This is a genomic window from Aquisphaera insulae, assembly GCF_011064615.1.
Taxonomy (GTDB): domain Bacteria; phylum Planctomycetota; class Planctomycetia; order Isosphaerales; family Isosphaeraceae; genus Aquisphaera; species Aquisphaera insulae.
Window position 1 is genome coordinate 45807 of sequence record NZ_JAALJH010000032.1, and the last position, 19772, is coordinate 65578.

Consider the following 19772-nt stretch of genomic DNA (forward strand, 5'->3'; position numbering starts at 1 on the left):
AGGCGTCACGCCCCAGCTCACGGGCGAGGCGTCAGGGTCACCGAGCGGAGGTTCATGAGGCCGCTTGGGACGGCCTTCGCGGGCTTGACCGCGACGACGGCATGACCCGCCTGGGGCAGCGTCAGGGTCCCGGCCTGGACGCGCGTGAAGTCGCCCCACCCCTTCGTCGGGGCCAGCGTGCCGGCGATGCACTGGTCGCCGACCGTCACGATGTAGTCGCTCGGCGAGCCGCCCGGCGGCAGCGCGTAGTCGAGGCTGACCGTGAAGGTCCCTGCCCGGGAGATGTCGACCGGCCATGAGACGGTCCCCTCGGCGGCCGTCCAGTAGCCGACGTCGGGCGGTTCGTTCTGGACCTGGACCCCGCCGACGAGGTCGGCGTCGGCCGCCTTCAGGGTCAGCGAGCCGTCGGCCGCCTGGGGGAACCGGACGACGATCGGCCGGATCCCGTCCAGCACGTCGAGGGCGATGACCGAGTCGTCCGCGTCCGGCAGCGAGGCCGGCAGGGCGATCCTCAGGCCGTCGGCGGTGGATTCCGCGCTCAGCGTGGTGGCGGGCTCGGCCAGGAAGCGGGCGGAGCGGACCTCGTTGGACATCGGCACGACCAGCACGCCGCCGACCGGCCGGGCGAAGACGTGCAGGTAGAGCGTCTGGCCACGGCGGGTGCAACGGCCCCACGGCGTGGACCGGAACGGGCTCGCCGAGGTCCCGTAGATCGACTCGCCGTTCACCCTCATCCAGTCGCCCACCTTCGTCAGCCGCTCGACGCTCTCCGCCGGGATCACGCCCTCGGCCGTCGGGCCGACGTTGAGGAGGTAGTTGCCCCCCTTGCTGGCGCAGTCGACCAGGTTGTGGATGATCGTCGTCACCGACTTCCAGTTGTGGTCATTCTTGTTGAAGCCCCAGTGGTCGTTGAGCGTCATGCACGACTCCCAATCCACGCCGGGGCCGAACCCGGTGGCCGGGATGGTCTGCTCCGGGGTGCCGTAGTCGCCGGTGCCGCCGCCGACCCGGTTGTTGATGATGAGCTGCGGGTCGAGCTTCCTCAGGTAGGCGTACATCGCCTTGCCGCGGGCCTCGGTCCACGGCTTCTCCCACTGGCCGTCGAACCACATGATGCCGGGGTGGTAGTTCTTGACGACCTCGGTCACCTGGCCGGTGAGGTAGTCGTTGAAGCGGTCCATGTCCGGCGTGCCGGTGGCCCGATCATTCCAGGCGCGGCGGAGCCCCCAGTCGGGATGGTGCCAGTCCATGATCGAGTGATACGTGCAGAAGCGGACCCCCTCGTCCTTGCAGGCCGCGGCCAGCTCCGCGAGCGGGTCGCGCCCGGACTTGCCGAACGGGGTGCTCTTGATGGACCAGTCGGTCAGGGCGGAGGGATAGATCGCGAAGCCGTCGTGGTGCTTCGAGGTGATGACCAGGTACTTCATCCCGGCCCGCTTCGCCAGGGCGGCCCATGCATGGGCGTCGAACTTCACCGGGTTGAACTGGCCGGCGAACTTCTCGTATTCCGAGACGGGCATCTTCGATTCCTCGAGATACCACTCGGCGAACCCGGTCTGGTCCTTGAAGACGCCGGCCGGGACGGCATAGACGCCCCAGTGGATGAACATGCCGAAGCGGGCGTCGCGGAACCAGGCCATCCGGGCGTCATGCTGGGCGGGGGTCTCGTCGATGAGCGGGGATTGGCCGGCCGCCGGGGCGGCGACGGCCAGCGCGAGCAGGAGGGAGAGCGAGGCGCGTTTCATGGTAGGATCTCAAGGAAGGAGGGAGGGAGGGAGGGAGCGATCTCGCGGGCGGGATCGAGGCGAGCGGCCGGGCCCCCTTCGACGGTGCCGAGGGGGCCGGCCGCGAAGTTCCGCGTCAGCCGTAGAGCGGGCCGAAGTTGGCGCAGGCCCGGTAGTCCGCGGCCTGGGGCTCGAGCGCCCCGAAGAGGCCCCAGGTGCTGGGGCGGAAGATCTTCTCCTCCGGGACGTTGTGCATGGCCACCGGGATCCGCAGCAGCGACGCCAGCGCGATGAGGTCGGCGCCGATGTGGCCGTAGCTGATGGCGCCGTGGTTGGCGCTCCAGTGGTTCATCACCGTGTAGACGTCCCGGAACGGGCCGGAGCCGGTGACGATGGGGGCGAACCAGGTGGTCGGCCAGGTCGGGTTGGTCCGCTCGTTGAGGACCTCGTGGACCTTCGGCGGCAGGTCCACGGAGTAGCCCTCGGCGATCTGGATCACGGGTCCCAGGCCCTTCACCAGGCTGAGCCGCATCATGGTCAGCGGCATGCCGCCGCGGGACAGGTAGCACGACGAGTAGCCGCCGCCGCGGAAGTACTCGAGCATCGCCGTCGGCCAGCTCGTGGCGGCCAGGCACTTCTTGGCCTCGGCCTCGGTGATCTCCCAGAACGGCTTCATCGCGGGCTTGCCGTCGCGGGACTGCTCGCCGGTGCCGTCCAGGGTCGCGGCGCCGGAGTTGATCAGGTGGATGATCCCGCCGGCCGCGGCGTCTTCCAGGGTATGGCCGGTGACCCGCTTGACGGCCTCCGGGCTCCAGAAGGTCCGGACGTCGGCGAAGATCTGGGCCGTGTTCGTCAGCAGGTAGTTGAACAGCATGCCGACGCCGTTGAGGCAGTCGTTCTCCGTGGCCACCACGTAGGGCATCCGGATGCCGTTCCAGTCGAACGAGGACGTGAGGATGGCCTCGGGGAAGTCGCCGTTGGGTGCGTGGTCGGTCCAGGCCCGCTGGCCCTGGAAGCCGCCGGCGATGGCGTTGTGGCCCAGCGCCTCCTCGCCGTAACCTTGCTTCGCCAGCTTCGGATTGCCGATCATCAGGTCGCGGATGATCAGCGTCATCTTGACGACCGTCTCCCAGTCCTTCGCCTTGGCCGCGGCCGACTTTTGCTTCCCCGCCGGGTTGTAGTCCTTCCCCTCCTTGCAGTGCTCCTTCGTCCAGGCAAGAGCGCGGGCGTACTCGTCCTTGTCGTAGATTTCTTCCTCGATCCGGCGGGTGACCTCCGACATGTCGACGCACTCGACCCGCATGCCGAGGTACTGCTCGAAGAACGGCTGATCGACGATCGACCCGGCGATCCCCATGGAGACGCCGCCCAGCGAGAGGTAGGACTTCCCTCTCATGGTGGCGACGGCCAGCCCGGCCTTGGCGAACCGGAGGAGCTTCTCCTGGACGTCGTCGGGGATCCGGGTGTCGCCCGCATCCTGGACCTCGCGGCCGTAGATGCCGAAGGCGGGCAGGCCCTTCTGGTTGTGGGCCGCGAGCACCGCCGCGAGGTAGACAGCCCCCGGCCGCTCGGTGCCGTTGAAGCCCCAGACGGCCTTGGGCAGGAGCGGGTCCATGTCCATGGTCTCGCTGCCGTAGCACCAGCAGGGGGTGACCGTCAGGGAGACGCCGACGCGCTCGCGGGCGAACTTCTCGGCGCAGGCGGCGGCCTCGGCGACGCCGCCGATGTTGGAGTCGGCCACCACGCACTGGACCGGCGTGCCGTCCGGATACTTCAGGTTCTCGGAGAGGAACGCGGCCGCGTTCCTCGCCATGCCCATGACCTGCTCTTCGAGCGACTCGCGGACGCCTCGCTCGCGGCCGTCGATCACGGGGCGGATGCCGATCCGCGGCAGGGTCCCGATCCAGGGTGTCGTCATCGTCGTCCTCATCCTCTACAAGCTGGCTCGATCCACGCGAGGGCCGCGGCCGATCGCCGGGCCGGACTCCCTCGCACGTCCGCGCCCGATCCGCTCTCCCTTCCGTCTTACCCGGCGCGGGGGTCGAAGGCCAGCGAGCACCGGCCGGGGGAGCCCGGGCTCGACCTCGGGCGAGATGGACTTTCCCCGCGGGATCCGGCCCCTCCGAGGAGCGGCGGACCAGTGCTTTGTCGACACCAGGAATTCGGGTTGCAGGACAGACAGGAATGTCTGTCCCCCGGGTTTAAAGCCGGGCGAGTCGGTCATTTCGGAGGACAGGCATTCCTGCCTGTCCCGTAGCCAATCCGACATTTTGGCCGTGACAGAACACTAGCCCCGCCCGGGTTCAATCGCCCGCCCTGTTCGGCCGCCCGAAGTCCTTGCTCATCAGGCTGACGGCCCCGGCCTTGGTCATGTGCTTGGTCGAGACCGCGATCGCGAGCATCTCGACCTCCGAAGCCGCCCGCAGGATCGAGTCGCCGGTCACGCCCCGCGCGTAGAGCGGCACCAGGTTGCCGATGACGGCGAGCATCTGGGTGCAGTAGAGGAGGTAGGTCTCGTCGATCGCCAACCGCGCATGGCCGGCGCCGAGCCGGGTCCGGTAGAGGTCCGGCGTGTAGTAGAGCTGAGTCAGGTCGATGACGTGGATGAACTCTCGCAGCTCCTCGATGAAGCCGAGGGCCTGTCGTCGCTTGAGGCGGAGCTCGAGGGTGACGCAGGACCAGAGGGCGCCCGCCGAGAGGATCACGAGATTGGTCCCGGCGCTGAAGGCGACGAACAGGTCGCCGACGGTCTGGACGGACCATCGCGCCCGGATGTGCGAGGCGAGCAGCCCGAAGAGGATCAGCGCCGAGAAGACGGCCGCGGCCGAGAACGCCCTCACGGCGAGGATCGGCCGGCGGGCGGACCGGCCTCGCTCGACGGTGGCGACCGCGACCTTGACCAGCTCCCGGGCCAGCTCGGACAGGCTGCTGCTCGGCAATCGCTCGTTGATGTCGTCCGAGAGATGCCTCGCCGTCTCGATCAGCTTCTCCGAGTCGAGCCGATGCCTCGGCCTCTCGCCTGGTCTCGACCCGAGGTATGCAAGGTCTTCGACTTCCATTGCGGTTGCCATCTCGCTGGGCTGTCGGCCCGTGAGCCGGTCGATCGGTCCGTGCGCCGAGGGCGGCCGCGACGAGCGGCGGCCTCGCCCCGACGCGATGAAAGTTAAGTATGGACTGCCCCACGGCCGGGATCTGGACGTGACGGTTTCTGTCGCGCCTGACGCGGCCCGCGATGCGGTTGGGAACCAGGCCCCGGCGCGATCGGCAGCCCGTGCCAGGCTCGGCAGGAGCCTCGCCCTCCCATTCGGACGAGAGCCGCTCCGGACTCGGGAGGGCGAGGCTCCTGCCGAGCCAGGCGCAGGCCGAGGCTTGCCGACAGGCCTCGTTCCCGCGCACCAATTCCTGAACAGAACGCCCGGGGCGTCCAGGCCAACTTTTCATCGCGCCAGCCTCGCCCCGACGAATCGGGATGCTCGACCGGGGCGGGCGATCGGTTCATCGATCCGGAGATCCGACCGGCCTGGCCGGAGCGGCATCGTCGTTCGGGGCGATGAACACGTCGCGCCTGGGGAACCTCTCGAAGAGCGATGCGGGCTTGCCGAAGTTGGTGGCGAGCACGTCGAGCGGATTCCCCGCGATCCATTCCGAGAGGTCGATCTTCGCGTAGACGCCCGCGTTGAGCCCGATCAGGACCCGGCAGGGTTTGGTCCCCACGTTCTCGAGCGAATGCCCGTACCCCTGGGGGATGTAGCCGACATCACCCTTCGAGAGCCGCTCGGCCCGGTATCGCCCGTGCGAGCCGAACAGGGTGACGCTGAGCTCCCCCTCGATGACGTACTGCCACTCGTCGGCGGTCGGATGCCAGTGGAGCTCGCGGAGGCCACCCGGTTCCAGGTCGAAGACGACGCCGGTGATCGTCCGCGAGATCGGGAACGTGGTGGAGTCGACGCGCCATTCGCGGCCCCCCTTGAAGACCCCGTTCGGCGGCCGCTTGAGCAGCTCGTACTTGTGGGTCAACGCCGGCGGCTTCCACCCCTGGAGCGGCCGGGCCGGTTCGGCCGGCGGGAGCTTCCCCCGGGCGAAGTAGACCTCCTCGGTCGGGAAGCCCTCGAAGGCCGATTCGGGGAGGCCGAAGTTCTTGGCGAGGAGCGGCCTGGGGACGTGGCCGATCCAGTCGCTGATGCTGAACGTGCCGAACTCGGAGAAGTAGCCGTTGTCGAAGATCAGGATGAAATGGCACGGCCGGTCCCCCAGGCATTCCAGCATGTGGCCATGGCCGCGGGGGAAGTACCAGACGTCGCCGGGATTGAAGTCGTTCGTCTCGGCCGCGCCGTCCGGGTCGATGACCGTGGTCCGGACGCGCCCTTCGACGATGAAAGCCCACTCGGCGGCGGTGGCGTGCCAGTGGAGCTCGCGCATCGCCCCGGGCTCCAGCCGCATCGAGACCCCGGCGATCCCCTTCGAGATCGGCAACTGCTCGACGGTCGCCTCCTTGCCGTAGCTGCCGCCGATGACCTTGCCCTCGGACTTCTCCAGCTCGAACTTGAAGGTCGGCAACTCCTTGCCCGCGAGCAGCGGGTCGGGCACGTTGTTCGAGAAGCTCTCGTCGCCGGCCTCGGCCGACCTCGAGCCCGCCAGGGGGACGGCCAGCGACCCGGCCGTGGCCGCCGTCAGGAAATTTCGTCGGTGTACGCCGCTCATGGGGGAATCTCCTGCTGATCCTGGATTTCCGCGGCAAGCCGGGCCGCGCCGCGCGTCGGCCGAAATCGATCGATCGCGGGCGGCCCTTCCAAACTGGGCGTGGGCACTGGACAGGGATCGCCCCCGCCGCCCGGTGCGGCGATGACGGCCGATCCCCGGACACCATGGAACCATCGCCAGACCATACCCCGATTGGTCGCATCGGTCGATTCAGGAGTAGACCTGGAATCGCAGCCAGAACAGGTCATTCGTCGAACGGCGGGCGCCGGTGAGGTCGTTGACCAGCACCGGCTGGCCGAAGATGGAGCGTTCCCAGTCGAAGTAGACCTTGACGAACTTGTTTATGTACCAGTTGAATCCCAGGTCGGTCATGCCGGCGCGATCGGTCCAGAGCGTCCGGTCGGCGAGCCCCGCGTCGAGCACCCGGGGATCGAGGTCGAGCAGGCTGTATCGGGCCGAGAGTTCGAAGGTCCCCAGGCCGAATCGGCCGGGCCTCAGGTCGAACGGGCGGAGCGGCTCGACGAGGGTCCGGTCGCGGATCGTCTCGCCGGTGACGAGGTAGCCGGCCTGCACGAACCAGCCGCCGATCGGGATCCGGGTTGTGGGCCCGGCGGCGCTCGGCGCGTAACTCTCGTAGCCCCCTTGCCACGCCCCCAGGAGCGACAGCCCGCCGTGGTAGTACGCGACGTGCCCTTCCCACAGGACCCTGCCGCCTCGCTCCATGACCCCCGGATTGAAGGCCAGGAACGGGACCGTGGCCGCGTTGACGGCCCCGGCGTCGTCGACGCCCTGGGCCGAAGGGGCCGAGTTGGTCCTCAGGACGGCCGGCACGGCGGGCTGGTCCTGGAGCCCGCCGTCCACAGAGCCGCCGAAATGGAGGTCCCGGAGCGGATGTCCTTCCTCGCGGTTGTAGAAGGGCTTGAAGTTGACGAACGCCATGACGTCCTGGCGATCGTTGAAGGGACGGAACGAGTTCCTCTGGGTGTTGAACGTCCCCACGGCGTATTCGATCCGGTTCTCGAAGAGCGTGCCCCAACCCATCACGCCGAATCGGCGATTGCCCTCGTAGTTGTTGGCGAAGAGGGACCGTTCCGGCGCGAGCAGGTGCCAGACGTGGATGCGATAGAACTCGTAGGTGAACGGGGTCTTGTAACGCCCGATGCGGACCTGGAAGCGTGGGTCGTAATTGAAGTTGAGGTAGGCGTCGAGCAGGTTGACGCTGTCGAAGGTGTTCTGAAACGAGAATTCATACTGGACCGGCCTGGTGAAGTGCCCTTCGAAGTAGACACGGGTCCGTGGATTGTAGATGCCGCTGCTGACCGGATGCTGGCCCTGCTGCTGGTAGAGACGAGCCTCGACCTGGGACATCGCGCGGATGCCCAACGTGGCCTCGTCGTCGTGCGTCGACCAGCGGAAGCCATCGTTATCGAAGTCATAGACGCCGGTGATCGGCCGCTTGCCGAGATGGCGATTCCCGATCTCCTGGGCCTTTCCGGTTGCGGTGGGATCGCCGCCGCCGGTCTTCGATCCCCCGCCCGCCGTCGGCGGGCTTCCGGCCCCGCCGCCCTCGGCCCCTCCCGGCGACTCGCGGTCGGTCGCCGATAGCTCCTCGGCGCCGACCAGTCGGTCCAGCCGGCTCGAAAGCTCGGCGTTGCGGCGAGCGAGCCCCGCGTTCTGGCCGGCGAGGTCCGCATTCTGACGCGCCAGGTCGTCGAATTTCTTGAGGAGAAGTGCGTTCGTCTCCTCCATCCTGCGGAGTCGCTCCGAGAGCGAGTCTCCTTCCCCGTTCGTGACGCGAGGAGGGGACGCCGGGCCGGCCGGAGGAGGGACCAGCGGCCCCTGGGCGGAGGCAAGCCCGGTGCCGACGAGCGCAATCCAGAGCCCGATCAACACACGATGGGAGCGATGGCCTCCTTGCCGAACGCCGTACATCCCGTCTCCCATCCGATCCTTCGGGCAGTCGTCCACTCGGGAGCGACGATGCAATCGCTCCTCGTCATCAAGATCCTCCCACTTCCTCGCTCCCGGATGTCCGGGCGCCGAGCCGAAATCGCGCGCAGCATCCCATGGGTTATCGGAAGACGAGCGGGTCAACCTTGACGGTTTTGTCGGTCCCGCAGCCCGGCCGCGCCCTGGAGGTCGTCCTGTTCGCCCTGCTGGACGCGGCGGACGCATCCGGGATCTCGTCATTCCTCGATCCGGCCCCATGGGGTCGAAGGCGGATCGCCGGCTGATCTCGATGCCGAGCCTCGCGCCTGGGACGAGGCCTCACCAAGCGGCGGATAAGCGACGGGCACCGGGCCCAGCTCGGGGCCCACGTCCTGCTCATCGAGGAGGAATACGGCGTGCGGCCCCCGCACGGCTTCGTCGTGCTCGGCGACGGGTCGCGGGTCCGGGTCGAGAACACCGCCAAGCTCCGCTCGACGGTCCTGGCGATCGCCGACCAGATCAGGGAACACCGGCGGGAAATCGGCCGCGAAATCCCGGTCCGGCAACCGGCGGCCAAGTGCCGAGCATGCGGCCAGAGGCCGAATTGCGGGCAGGCCCGCGGGTAAAGAAAAGACTTGCCCCCAATCGTCGTCCATGCCAGAATTGGCATATTATGAGTCGCGGACCGATCGAGGAATCAAAACCCGTCTTCTGGATGGGATCCAGCCTGGAGGACCTGCGGGATTTCCCCGGCGAGGTCTGCGACATGATGGGCTTCGCCCTCTGGCAGGCCCAGGTCGGGAGGAAGCACCGGGACGCGAAGGTCCTGAAGGGCTTCGGCGGGGCCGGAGTGCTCGAGGTGGTCGAGGACCACGACGGGGCCACGTACCGGGCGGTCTACACGGTCAAGTTCGCCGGTGCCATCTACGTGCTCCATGCCTTCCAGAAGAAATCGAAGCAGGGCATCAAGACGCCGCGGGCCGAGATGGACCTGATTCGGCGGAGGTTGAAGACGGCGGAGAAACATCATGAGGAAAGAAGAGCGGAAGAAGAGAGACGACGCTCCCGAGAGCATGAGGGAGTCGAGCGGGAACGTGTTCGCCGACCTGGGGCTCAAGAACCCCGAGGAACTCCTGGCGAAGGCCCATCTCGTGCAACGCATCGCCGACATCATCGCGGAGCGTAAGCTCACGCAGATCCGGGCGGCGAAGCTCCTGGGGATCGACCAGCCCAAGGTGTCGGCCCTGCTCAAGGGCAAGCTCGAGGGCTTCTCGACCGACCGGCTCTTCCGGTTCTTGAACGCCCTGGGGAGCGATGTGGAAATCGTGATCCGCCCCGCACGGGAGGACAGGGAGGCCGACACGCGGGTCGTCTCCGCGTAAGGAATTCATTTCGAGCTTGGAGGCGGGGCGGGGATGTCGGTAGGCTTAACCCCGTACCGCGTGCTTGGACGCTTAAGAGCATCAAGAGAGAATCAACGCCCGTTGGAAGGCGGCTGAGGGAAGTCCGCCCCAAGCTCGTCGAGAGCGGCCTCCTTGTCGAGTCCCGACGGCGATCCTGTGGAATCTCCGTTCTTGGATGGGGGCGGCGGAATCTCGCTGAAAAGTTCTTCGCTCTCCGGCGGAAAAAGACTACCGAGAAACTCCATGTTCAAATAATCGTGGAAGAACTCACCTGCTCTGAAGGGCCGCCATTCGACCTGCGTATGCTCCTTGATGCCCAGGGCGTTGACGTAGTGCTCGAGCTGAGCCCTGTCCTCCTCGTCGCCCTTCGTCTTCCAGCGGGGCGAGACGATGAGGAGCTTCCTCTGAGGGTTGTTGTTGAGCGACTGCTTGAGAATCCCGTTGATGTGCTCGTCGGCAAAGCCGTAACCGACCGAGACGATGAGGCGTGCCTGGTCAAGCGTCCATCGCCGGAGCTCGTAGGCGAAGAACAGGAACGGGTCGAGGTATTGGAGCTTGTACGTGACCCCGAAGATGATTGCGATCTCGTCGGGGTCGATCATGGAGGGGGAATCAAAGTAGATGAGGAAGCCGTTCTTGTCGCGGGTCCAATCGATAGAGCCATGCATCTTGTAGAGGTAAATCTGTTTCTGGTCGAACTCGCCATCGCTGCTCGAGAAGCGCCTCCAATCCCATTGATGGTCCTCGTTGAACCCTCGCTCGACCGAACACGCCGAACAGCCCTTCTCCACGCAAAGATCGTAGTTCAGCGTGAAGATTCGGAGCGGGTGCTGGTAGGTCTCCTGAAACTTCGTGAGGCCTTCGTAGTAGCTCGCCTTCTTGTCGTAAAGGAGCGGCACCCACTCGTCACGAAGCTTGAAGACGATGTTGCGTCTGAACGCGTTAATCTTGCTCAGGTCGGAGCCGGCTACGGCGAGGAGCTTCGGATTCCATGCTCCGACGAACGGGTAGAGCGGATGGTCCTCCCAGCGGCGGAGCTCGTAGAGCGTGTTGACGAGCGTCTCGACGTTATAGCTGCTGCCGTTATCGAACTTGCCTTTGATGCCGTCAGAAAAGTATATAGAACTCTTGATATAGTTATATAGCTGCGTATGTTGATTCCAGGTCTGGTCTTCGCTCTTGAGCAACTCCTCAATCTTCGAAATCATCCCTTGGGAAGCGGGGATACCAGCTTCGACGCTGGCACCTGCCCCGAGAAGGATGATGATTTCGTCTCTCTTGAATTTCGTTCGACTGGCCATCAGAGGAACCATGGGGTGAGGTTTTCGAGGTTGAGTTCGTCCAAGCCGAGGCGGTGGAATTCTCGGAAATAATCTGCGATGAGCTTCGCATAGTAGATCGAAATGGGGAGAGACTTTGCGTTGAATCCTCGCCAGTTGGCACCGGACAGATTGACGGCGTCTTGGACGTGCCCTCTCATCTGGTCGTCGCTCAATTCATCCCGTGCCGGGTAGCGGAACTCGACGTGCACGGGCCTGCCGATTTTGCCGCGGACGTTAGGCCGGTTCTTCTGCAAGCCCTCGAACCACATGAGAAACTCAGTCTTGGATAATTTGATGTAACTTCCCTCGTAGGGAACCATGCTGTTGGCCGATTCGTCGTAGCCGAAGTACTTGCTGTCGTCGTCGAACTTCAGGACGACGAATTCCTTGCCGCCCTCCGCGTCATGAGTGTACGCCCGAATAGATTCTCTGATGGCGTCCATCTCTTGTTGCCTGAGCGAGAACGTCGCGTGGATGGCGAACTTGTCGTAGCCCTTGGCTGAATAGGACGCGAATATGTCCATGAGCCGATGGGTCAGTGTCTTGAGGTACGTCGGCTCGGAAGGTTCGCGACTTAGGATCTTGAGGTCGGTATAGAGGCCGCTTGAATCGGTCAGCACCGAATAGGCGAAGTGCCGAGTTATCCGGTGATCGCGGTCGAACTCGTGGGCCTGACCGACGCCGATGATGAGGCACCGATTGTTTTGAGGCCGGATTTTCCACGGCTGGCCGCCGAGTTTGGAGAAGATGCCAAGCCCGATGTTCGAGACTGACCACTTCAGGGCGTTGGGGTCCTCGACCGTCCTGCTGCAGATGAACTGAGACGGAAGGCCGTTGCTCAAGAAGAGGTGCTTGAGGCGGTAGTAACTGTCACTCGCTTCCGGGCCATCATGCCGGTTCCAGGGCACTAGGACGATGGGGACGACCAAACGGCTGCCACGGGCGTCCACCAGTCGTTGAACGGTGCCCTCGACGTCGGAGACGCTGAAGCCGTCGACGGCGACACCCTGCACATGGACCCGGTCCAGTTGGAAGCGGAACATCTTCTGCATTCCGGGGAATGTCGTGAAGGTGTCTCCCCGAAGAGCTCGGAATAGGTCGTGCGAGAGAGGCCTGTCCGGCTCCTTGTAAATGAAGCATAGGAGCGTGTTCTCGTCGGCGGGCTCGAGCGGCCCGTGTTCCTTAACGCCTAGGAACTGGGAATTGGAACTCGTCCCGTCCCCGAAAAGGAAGACCTTCGGCTTCAAGCTCCGCGTGGGGAGCCCTTGGAGTTGGAGGGAAACGTTCAACTCGTCTCCGTTCGAGCATTGAAGGGGAAAGAGCCTCGATGCGTACCGGGTCAGGAACTGCTGGAGCTTTTGGAAGCGATCGACGTAGAAGTTGCTGTTATCCCGGAAGTGGGAGTCTAAGCTCAGGCTGAGTTGCTGAACCTTTCGGCTGAAAGTCTTCCCTGGTTGCAGCTTGAAGCGGAAGTCGGCAAGAAATCCAAATGTCTTTGTCGCTCGCAGGTAGTAGGGCGACAACCAGACCATTTGTCTGCCCTCCGGGAACTCCGCCAGGAGGAAGAAAATCTTCTGGCCAAAGGACTTGCTTTCCTCGAATGAGATGGGACTCAGCCTCGCGATGCAGGTCTGTTGCAGAAGGCTGCCGACATATCGGCAACTGAGGGGAGGCTTGACGCTGCTGGCGATATCGCGATACGCGAATCCAGGCCGCGACGTGAAAGAGACATCGTGTGGGACGTATTGGGCGGGTTCCGACTGGTTGCCCCGGGTGTCTGGAAGGTCGTACCGATATACCCCCTCCGGTTTCGACTCGTCCGGTGACGCCACGATGCGGGCATAGATCGGAAAATGGAATTGGTAAGGCTCCAACGGCAGGAAGTTCAACGACGTGTTTAATTCTCGAGGCATCAGCTTCCGCCTTTGGCCGTTCCGTTAAGGGCTCGACGATGAATTCTACTGATAAAGCCTGTCCATCGCCTCTTCGTAGTCGGCATCCGCTGTCTGGACGTACCGTTCGATGTTCTGCATGCCGGCGTTGCCGCTCTTCCTCTGGACGAAGGCCCGTCCGAACTTCTGCTCGGCCTGCTTGAGGGCCGTGTGCCGCGTGAGGTGGGCGTGGAGATTGACCCGCTCCTCCTCGGGCAAGTTCGCGTTGGCCATGGCGGCGATCTGCTTCAAGTAGCGGTCGGCGTCCTTCCTGAGCATGGCCTGGCCGGTCCGGCTCAGGAATAGCGGCCCGGCCGCCTTGCCTCGCTCGTGCTCGAAGTAGTCGGCCAGGGCCGCCCTCGCCTCGGGCGAAACGTAGACGTCATCCCGCCGCTTGCCCTTCCGCTTCACGTTGCGGAAGTAATTCCCGTCGTACTGGTCCATGGTGATCGGCAGGCTCTCCGAGATCCGCATCATCTGGGAAAAGTGGCCGAGGAAGAGCTCGAAGTCCCGCTTTTTGGCGGCGAGGGTCGTCATGGGCGAGCCTGCCACCTCGGCGTGGCAGTAAGCGACGAGCCAGCCGATGAGGCCCGTCCCCGCGTCAGTGGCCGGTAGATGGGAGGGCGTCTCAGGGATGGTGAGCTCGGTCCTGGTCATCGTCGCCTCAGAAGCGGATGAGAGTCTCGACCTCGGTCGGTTCCCGCCCGAAGAGGCGGGCGAGGACGTCTCGCCCGTGGAGCCTGGCATTGTTGGCGTGGATGGAGACCGTCTCCCCGCTCTCCCCCTGGGCGGCGAGGGAGATGGCGGAACGGTATGTGGTCAGGAAGCAGCGAAACTCCCTCGCGGTGTCGGCCTCTCTCTCCTCGCGTCGGTCTTCGGGCTCTCGTTTCATGGCAGTCTGCGTGCGCGCGTATGCCGGGCCGCTCAAAAAAATCCTATGTTCCCAAAGATTGGCACGGAATCGGGGCCGAAGCAACCGCCGAATCGGGTCATCCGGCGGTCCTTCGGGGTCATAAGGTACATTATGTCCCCAAAGACCCTAGACCCTGTGCGGGCCGAAGAAGTCGGAAGCGAGGCGATGATGGCTTGAAAAACGGGGTCAGTATTTACGCCCCCGCGGACCTTTGGCCTTCGGGTCTTCCTTGACGGCTGGCGATTTGGTGGGCGACGATTTGCGTGGGGTCCGCATGTCAGCGGGAGGGACTTCGACCTCGAATGTAGGCAGCGTATTCGCGGACTCGACAATCATGACCGACCATTGAGACTTCCCAGGGTCGGCATAGCGACCTTGGAGCCGATCGGAAGGCGGGCCAGACCTTTCCTGGGCCTCCGGCCATCGGATGGTTACGCGATATTTGCCGGGCGGGGCACCATCTTCAGCCTCATAGGTCGAGAGCCGGTACGTGCCAACCTCTCCCACGCGGCCGACCGGGGCGAGGCCGTCCGGTCGGGGCGGGTCGGGATTGAGATGGACGGTGGCACCGACGGCCGGATTTCCTTGATTCAGGACCTTGCCGGCTGCCGGGAAGAGCGGCACGGGGGCGTACGGCCGTGCGTCGCCGCACCCGAGTAATGCCGAGAGCGGCAGGCACATGGCCGCGAGCACCATCCCGCGGAGTCGAGACGCCATCAATAGGAGTCCCCCGACAGAATCATGCCCTCGCTCCGGCCGATTAGGCCGCGGGTGATATTCCGATTGGTGCTCTCCTTGAGGAATCTCACCGACCCGTCGCACATCGCCAGGTTCGCCCCTCCCGGGTGGAACGAGTACAGGCCGCCGCCCCACGACGCGTTCGTGCAGTTGACCGTGCACGGGCCCGGCGAGAGCGACCCGTCGTAGGTCCAGCTATTCCACCCGCTGTTCCTGTAGGAGGTCCAGGGCGTGAACCAGTTGTCGTCGACGTAGGTCGTATCGAGATTCCGGCGATGGTAGAGCTGCGGGCTCCCCGCACTCTCGCCGACCAGCAGCGTGTTGGAGGTCCCGTCCGTGATTTTGCTGAGCTTCGGCCATTCGTTGTAGAGCCCCATCGCACTGACGGTCCAGTCGCTCGCGTCGTTCCTGTAGTCGTTGCCGTCGTGCGAGTAGCCGCGGGGCACGGCGTAGTCGCTGCACTCGGCGGTGAGCGTCTGGTCGATGGTCCAGTCGGGGTAGCGATAGAGGCCCGTGGCCTTGTGGTCCCCGGGCGTTGACGGGCAGATGTAGGCGTTGACCTTGGTGTTCACCACGGTCTGATTCATCCGGTCGACGAACGCCCAAGATGGGTAGCCGATGTTGAAGGCCTCGTAAAGCGGCCTCTGTTCCAGATAGGGCAGGATGGCGACCCCGAATCCGTAATAGCATCCGATGTCCCCGCTGGCGTCGTAGTCCCAGGCGTAGAAGGAGCCGGGTAGCGAGCCGAAGGCCGACTCGTAGTTGAGCATCGCGAGGGCGATTTGCTTCAGGTTGTTCGTGCACTGGGCACGCCTCGCCGCCTCGCGGGCCGACTGCACGGCCGGTAGCAGGAGCGAGATGAGCACGGCGATGATGGAGATGACCACCAGCAGCTCAATCAGCGTGAATCCGCGTCGGGCCTTTATCCGTGAAAGTTCAGGCATCGATGTTCTCGGTGATGATAGGGCGTTGAAACTTCGTCGTGAATTTGGGCCCGCGAACCGACCCACGCTCTTCGCTCAGAGCCCGATGCGTCGGACGGCGAGCCGATGGGGGGTCTTCTCGCGGTTCCCCGCCTCGTCCTCCGCGGCCGCCTCGACGGCGACCTCGCTGACGTCGGCAAGTGTGGCGAGTACCGCCTCCCATTCGGCGAAGCCGCCTCGGAGCGAACGGGCCTCGACGCCGTTCACGGCGACCTTCCGGATTACTCCCGAGTCGAGCGATACCCCGCGCACCACGAGCCTACCCAACTCGCCGAGCCGGGCTTCTGTGACCATGGTGACCGGCGGCTGGTCGTCCACCGGGTCGAGGTTGTCATCCTTCCCCTCGTCGGCCTCCTTGCTCATGCCCCATGGGTTGTAAATCGCGAACGCATCGACCCTCCGGATGTCCAGCCCGCGATACTCGTGTCGCTCCATCCGGCATCGCCAGATGCCGTAGGTGCTGTCGTGAATCGTCAGGCCGTCGATGAGCACCGACGGCGACCCGATGTGGACCGGCCAGCCCGACTTCCAGGCCCGGAAGTCGCGGATGATGAACGGGTGCCGGGCGTCGGGGCCGACACCCCCCACGTCGTTCCGCAGGCTCGTCTTCTTACCGGCCGAGTAGTCGTCCAGGTCCTCCTGCGAGGCGACCCCCTGCGTGCCCCCCAGGTTCAGGCCGAACCGCCGCATCGCATGGGCCTCGTTCCCCTCGAATCGCAGGAAGGGCAGCGTCCGCACGTCGACCCTCGCCTTCTTGCCGTCCGGCTGCCTCACCGACCGGACGGGGTCGAAGCCGCCGTCGGTCGTCATCTCGAAGCGGTAGCCGTACTGGTCGGCCTCGACGGCCACGTTGCGGGTGAAGGCGTTCTTGCTGTTGGCCCACCAGAAGCCAGCCCCGTCGTTGCGGTCGAAGGGGAGTATCTGGTCGGGAAGCTTGCCGCCGCGGAGGGCCTGAACGGCGAGGTTGCGGTCGAACAGGTTCTCGACCTCGGTGCCGTCCTCCAGGAAGAAGCCGTGGCCGAGCGACCGATAGCCGACGCAGTCTCGCACGACGAGCCGGTTGGTGCCGTGGACCGTGAGCCAGCGGTTGTGACTGTCCCAGAAGGAGGCCCCGACGAGGCTCGTGCCCCGCATCGTGTCGCCGACGAGGTGGAAGTGGAGGTTGTAGCGGCCGAGGACCCCCTTCTTCCCAAGGTGGCGGAACTCGGCGTAGGAAATCGAGCCGGAAGAGTTCCGGTGATACATCGTATGCCCGCGGACGCCATCGGGGTCGGCCGACTCGATGACGACGTTGCGGGAGAGGTTGGCGACGACCCCGGCGAAGGACTCGTTAGCCTCGTGCGGAAAGTCCAGGGGCCTGTCAACGAGGATGCTGAAGTACCCCTCCTCTGGCGGAGTGTCGACCCGCTTCAGGGTCCGTTCCTCGGTGTGCGTCGTGTGGCGGGAGGTCTTATAGAGGATTTTACCGTCCTCGTCGTCGCGGCCGAAGAGCTGCGGGGCGTCGGTGGCGGTGAAAATCAGGCGGTCGCCAGGACGCCAGCCGGCCGTGTAGTCGGCCGTCCTGGCCGAGCGGTCACCGACGGCCACGGGCGACTTCAGCTTGGTCCAGGTGCGTCCCATCGAGGCCCCGTGGAGGTCCATCCGGCCGCCGCAGCAGACCAGGGCCGGGAAGTTGGCCTTGTCCATCCCCTCGATGTAGGTCAGCCGGATTACGGCCCGAATGCCCGCCGGGATTGGCTCCTCGGCCGTCCCCACCTCCAGGGCGGCCTTCGAAGTCATGGCAGGACCATCGCCCGTCATGTGCATGGCGGCACAGTCGAAGCCGTCCTCGGACGTCTCCTCGCCGTCCTGGATGCGGATGAGCCCCGCAGAGAGGACCGTGTCGCGGTCTCGGGCGAAACTCAGGGTTCCGCCGATGTGGAGGGCCCTGACCGGCTTCTCGAGGGTCGTGTCGAATCGCACGGTGTGCCCGGGGCGAATCAAGACGACGGCACCCGGTGGCGGCACCGCCCCTCCCTCCCAGGTCTTCGCGTCCGACCAGTCTCCGCTCTTGGTCGAGCGAATCGTCGCGGATTCAATCGCCGGAGAGGCTCCGGCGATTCCGGAAACAAGGGCTGTTAAAAGGACAAGGTTGAATATATGAGTGAGACGCAATGTCCTCTTCGTCATGTGGGTGTCTCGAGGGTTAATAAGCCAGAGTCGCCGGTTCGCGAGTCCGGGCTAGATAGGCGAGCGAGGCGAGCCTCTACGTTATTAGCAAAACCAGGACCATTGGTCTTGCTGGGGGGAGACCACGATTCTCCCCGGGTTTTCCGGAGATTACCAGCTCCGCTCGGGACAAAGCTTCGCCAGCCGTGGCGAAGAATCCGCCTCGTCTCTGTGCTCGGGCCGGTCTTCGCCGAGGCTACGCTAGGTCAAAATAAGACCCGCTGGAGTTCAACGCCCGTATGCTCTCTCCTCCAGGAGATACGCCAGGACTCGTCCCTCGGGATCCTTGGGCCCGGGCCGCTCGTAGAAGTCCATCGGGAGCTCTCGCTCCGGCGGCCTCACCAACCCCGTCATCACGAGCGTCTTCGTCGCGTCGTCGAATCGGTCGAACGCCATGGGCTCGAAGACCGCCACCGGCCGTCCCCGGTCGGTGACGAGGAATGGACGTCCGGCCTTGAGCGTCGTCAGGTAGCGGGCGAGTTCCGCCTTGAGCCGGGTGATGGGCACTCGTTCCATGTTCCCTGTGGGTTCCCGCTCGGCCATACAGTCGTTATAAGTATTACTTTTAACATTAAGTGAACATAAATCAGATTATTGGACGTTTCTTCCGGGTCTGCCTTGCCAGTCTGGTCCCCTCTAGCCCCCGTGTTCCGGCCCACTCCCGGGTAGCCTCGTCAGGATCAGGCGGTAGTTCCGGTAGGCTTCCGTGTCGGCCTCTCGCCACCTGGTCAGCGATTTTCCGGAGAGCTCCTCACGCTCGGGCCGCCATGCCTCGTGCCAGCGAGAGCGGCGGGTCACGATGACCGGGCGATAGATCTTTCCGAACTGATCGGCGGTGATGTCGAGGATGACGCTGTCCCATTCGAGCCAGACGTGCCGCCTCCCGGATTTGGGACGGACGCCCCTGGCCCGCACGAGACCGGAAAACCCAAGGCTTACCAGATGAAGGGTGAGCAGCTTCATGCCGTGGTCGCAGCATTCCCTCGGGTCGCTCACCAGGTTCCCGGCTCGCTCGGTCGATGGAGTCGCCTCGATGGCCTGGCGGACCCTGGAGGCTTGGACGTAGAGCTGGGCGAGGTCGGGGTCCCTGGGGGTAGCGAGTGGGCTGTGAGTCATAGGGGAAAATAACTCTGGCAAAGCAGCGCGTCGATGAGTGCATGGCCAGGAGTCAGATGCCCTCACGGGCTACGGCCACGGGGCCCTAAGGCCGTGAGCGTTTGGTCGGTTTGAGCTCACGCACCTTGGTCCTGGCGAAGCGTCGTGCCTCCCGGTCAATGTCGACGGGCTTCACACTCTCGGCGATGGCCTCTCGTATCTTTGGGGCGACGTACCGCTTCGCTCGCTGAACCTCCTTTCGCGGTACGGCGATGCCATTGCGACGCGGATTCACCCCCGGCCGGCGGTCTCGAACAGGAACCAGGTCCTGCGTTCGGCCTCGTCGATCCAGTTCTCGATCAGGCTGGCCGTGGCGACGTCGCGATGCTCGTCGCAGACGTCATGGGCGGCGCGGAGCAATCGCGTGAGCTCCTGGTTGTCGGCCGCCAGCTCCGCGAGCATCTCACGAGGCCCGACGAAATCCTCGTCGTTGTCGCGGAGGCGTTGATGCCGCGCGATGTCGCCGATCGAGCGCAGGCTCGTCCCGCCGATCTTGCGGGCCCGCTCCGCCAGGTCGTCGGTCATCGCGAAGACCTGGCCGGCCTGCTCATCCAGGAGCAGGTGGTAGTCGCGGAAATGGGGCCCGCTCATGTGCCAGTGGAAGTTCTTCGTCTTGACGTAGAGCGCGAACGCGTCGGCCAGCAGGCCGCGCAGTTGGGCCGCGATCGCGGCCACCCCGTCCGGCGACAGGTCGGTCGGCGTCGCCAGGGCCGGGTTCACGGTCGATCCTCTCGGTGCGCTCGGGGATGTGGACATGGCTTCCTC

The 19772-nt window shown here is 65.0% G+C and carries 17 protein-coding genes and 1 pseudogene; 4 read left to right on the forward strand and 14 right to left on the reverse strand.

Annotated elements, in window-relative coordinates:
- Nucleotides 1-17: 17 nt before the first annotated feature.
- The 5 genes from G6O54_RS17865 to G6O54_RS17885 all read right to left on the reverse strand — a co-directional run bounded on the left by G6O54_RS17865 (nt 18) and on the right by G6O54_RS17885 (nt 8174).
- Nucleotides 18-1745 (reverse strand): alpha-L-fucosidase, encoded by a 1728-nt coding sequence (locus tag G6O54_RS17865; protein ID WP_165227023.1) that lies wholly within the window; start codon nt 1743-1745, stop codon nt 18-20.
- 115 nt (nt 1746-1860) lie between these two features.
- Nucleotides 1861-3642: an L-fucose isomerase gene (locus G6O54_RS17870; protein WP_205678878.1), complete on the reverse strand. Its 1782-nt coding sequence runs from the start codon at nt 3640-3642 to the stop codon at nt 1861-1863.
- Nucleotides 3643-4027: 385 nt separating this feature from the next.
- Entirely contained in the window at nt 4028-4783 is a 756-nt protein-coding gene (locus G6O54_RS17875; protein WP_165227025.1) for a hypothetical protein, read from the reverse strand.
- A 436-nt stretch (nt 4784-5219) separates the two neighbouring features.
- Nucleotides 5220-6425, reverse strand: a complete 1206-nt coding sequence (locus G6O54_RS17880) for a cupin domain-containing protein (RefSeq protein WP_165227026.1) — start codon at nt 6423-6425, stop codon at nt 5220-5222.
- 210 nt (nt 6426-6635) lie between these two features.
- On the reverse strand, nt 6636-8174 hold the full coding sequence (locus G6O54_RS17885; protein ID WP_250846951.1) for an OprO/OprP family phosphate-selective porin: 1539 nt from the start codon (nt 8172-8174) through the stop codon (nt 6636-6638).
- A 347-nt stretch (nt 8175-8521) separates the two neighbouring features.
- Between G6O54_RS17885 and G6O54_RS17890 the strand changes: the two genes are divergently transcribed.
- From G6O54_RS17890 to G6O54_RS37960, 4 genes and pseudogenes are all read left to right on the forward strand, one after another.
- Nucleotides 8522-8659, forward strand: a complete 138-nt coding sequence (locus G6O54_RS17890) for a hypothetical protein (protein WP_165227028.1) — start codon at nt 8522-8524, stop codon at nt 8657-8659.
- Nucleotides 8660-8707: 48 nt separating this feature from the next.
- Nucleotides 8708-8980 carry a CRISPR-associated protein Cas4 gene (locus tag G6O54_RS17895; RefSeq protein ID WP_256368990.1) on the forward strand — a complete coding sequence of 91 codons (273 nt, stop codon included), beginning with the start codon at nt 8708-8710 and terminating at the stop codon, nt 8978-8980.
- 47 nt (nt 8981-9027) lie between these two features.
- Nucleotides 9028-9396 (forward strand): annotated as a pseudogene (locus G6O54_RS38650) (type II toxin-antitoxin system RelE/ParE family toxin); the annotation flags it as partial.
- On the forward strand, nt 9383-9736 hold the full coding sequence (locus tag G6O54_RS37960) for a helix-turn-helix domain-containing protein (protein ID WP_304511160.1): 354 nt from the start codon (nt 9383-9385) through the stop codon (nt 9734-9736). The pseudogene G6O54_RS38650 and the gene G6O54_RS37960, both read left to right, overlap by 14 nt.
- A gap of 92 nt (nt 9737-9828) precedes the next feature.
- Here the strand turns inward: G6O54_RS37960 and G6O54_RS17910 are convergent, their stop codons facing one another.
- The 9 genes from G6O54_RS17910 to G6O54_RS17950 form a co-directional block, all read right to left on the reverse strand.
- Nucleotides 9829-11070 carry an SIR2 family protein gene (locus G6O54_RS17910; RefSeq protein ID WP_165227030.1) on the reverse strand — a complete coding sequence of 414 codons (1242 nt, stop codon included), beginning with the start codon at nt 11068-11070 and terminating at the stop codon, nt 9829-9831.
- Nucleotides 11058-12968, reverse strand: a complete 1911-nt coding sequence (locus G6O54_RS17915) for a Piwi domain-containing protein (RefSeq protein WP_165227031.1) — start codon at nt 12966-12968, stop codon at nt 11058-11060. The genes G6O54_RS17910 and G6O54_RS17915 overlap by 13 nt, the downstream gene beginning before the upstream one ends.
- A 69-nt stretch (nt 12969-13037) precedes the next feature.
- Nucleotides 13038-13667: a tyrosine-type recombinase/integrase gene (locus G6O54_RS17920; RefSeq protein ID WP_165227032.1), complete on the reverse strand. Its 630-nt coding sequence runs from the start codon at nt 13665-13667 to the stop codon at nt 13038-13040.
- A gap of 7 nt (nt 13668-13674) precedes the next feature.
- Nucleotides 13675-13902 carry a hypothetical protein gene (locus tag G6O54_RS17925; protein WP_165227033.1) on the reverse strand — a complete coding sequence of 76 codons (228 nt, stop codon included), beginning with the start codon at nt 13900-13902 and terminating at the stop codon, nt 13675-13677.
- A gap of 737 nt (nt 13903-14639) precedes the next feature.
- Nucleotides 14640-15605, reverse strand: coding sequence for a DUF1559 family PulG-like putative transporter (locus tag G6O54_RS17930; protein ID WP_165227063.1), 966 nt, complete (start codon nt 15603-15605; stop codon nt 14640-14642).
- A gap of 75 nt (nt 15606-15680) precedes the next feature.
- Nucleotides 15681-17813: a G8 domain-containing protein gene (locus G6O54_RS17935; protein WP_165227034.1), complete on the reverse strand. Its 2133-nt coding sequence runs from the start codon at nt 17811-17813 to the stop codon at nt 15681-15683.
- Nucleotides 17814-18080: 267 nt separating this feature from the next.
- Nucleotides 18081-18368: a type II toxin-antitoxin system Phd/YefM family antitoxin gene (locus G6O54_RS17940; protein ID WP_165227035.1), complete on the reverse strand. Its 288-nt coding sequence runs from the start codon at nt 18366-18368 to the stop codon at nt 18081-18083.
- Between the two features lie 120 nt (nt 18369-18488).
- On the reverse strand, nt 18489-18968 hold the full coding sequence (locus G6O54_RS17945; RefSeq protein WP_165227036.1) for a hypothetical protein: 480 nt from the start codon (nt 18966-18968) through the stop codon (nt 18489-18491).
- A 270-nt stretch (nt 18969-19238) separates the two neighbouring features.
- Nucleotides 19239-19763, reverse strand: coding sequence for a Dps family protein (locus G6O54_RS17950; RefSeq protein WP_165227037.1), 525 nt, complete (start codon nt 19761-19763; stop codon nt 19239-19241).
- Nucleotides 19764-19772: the final 9 nt, after the last annotated feature.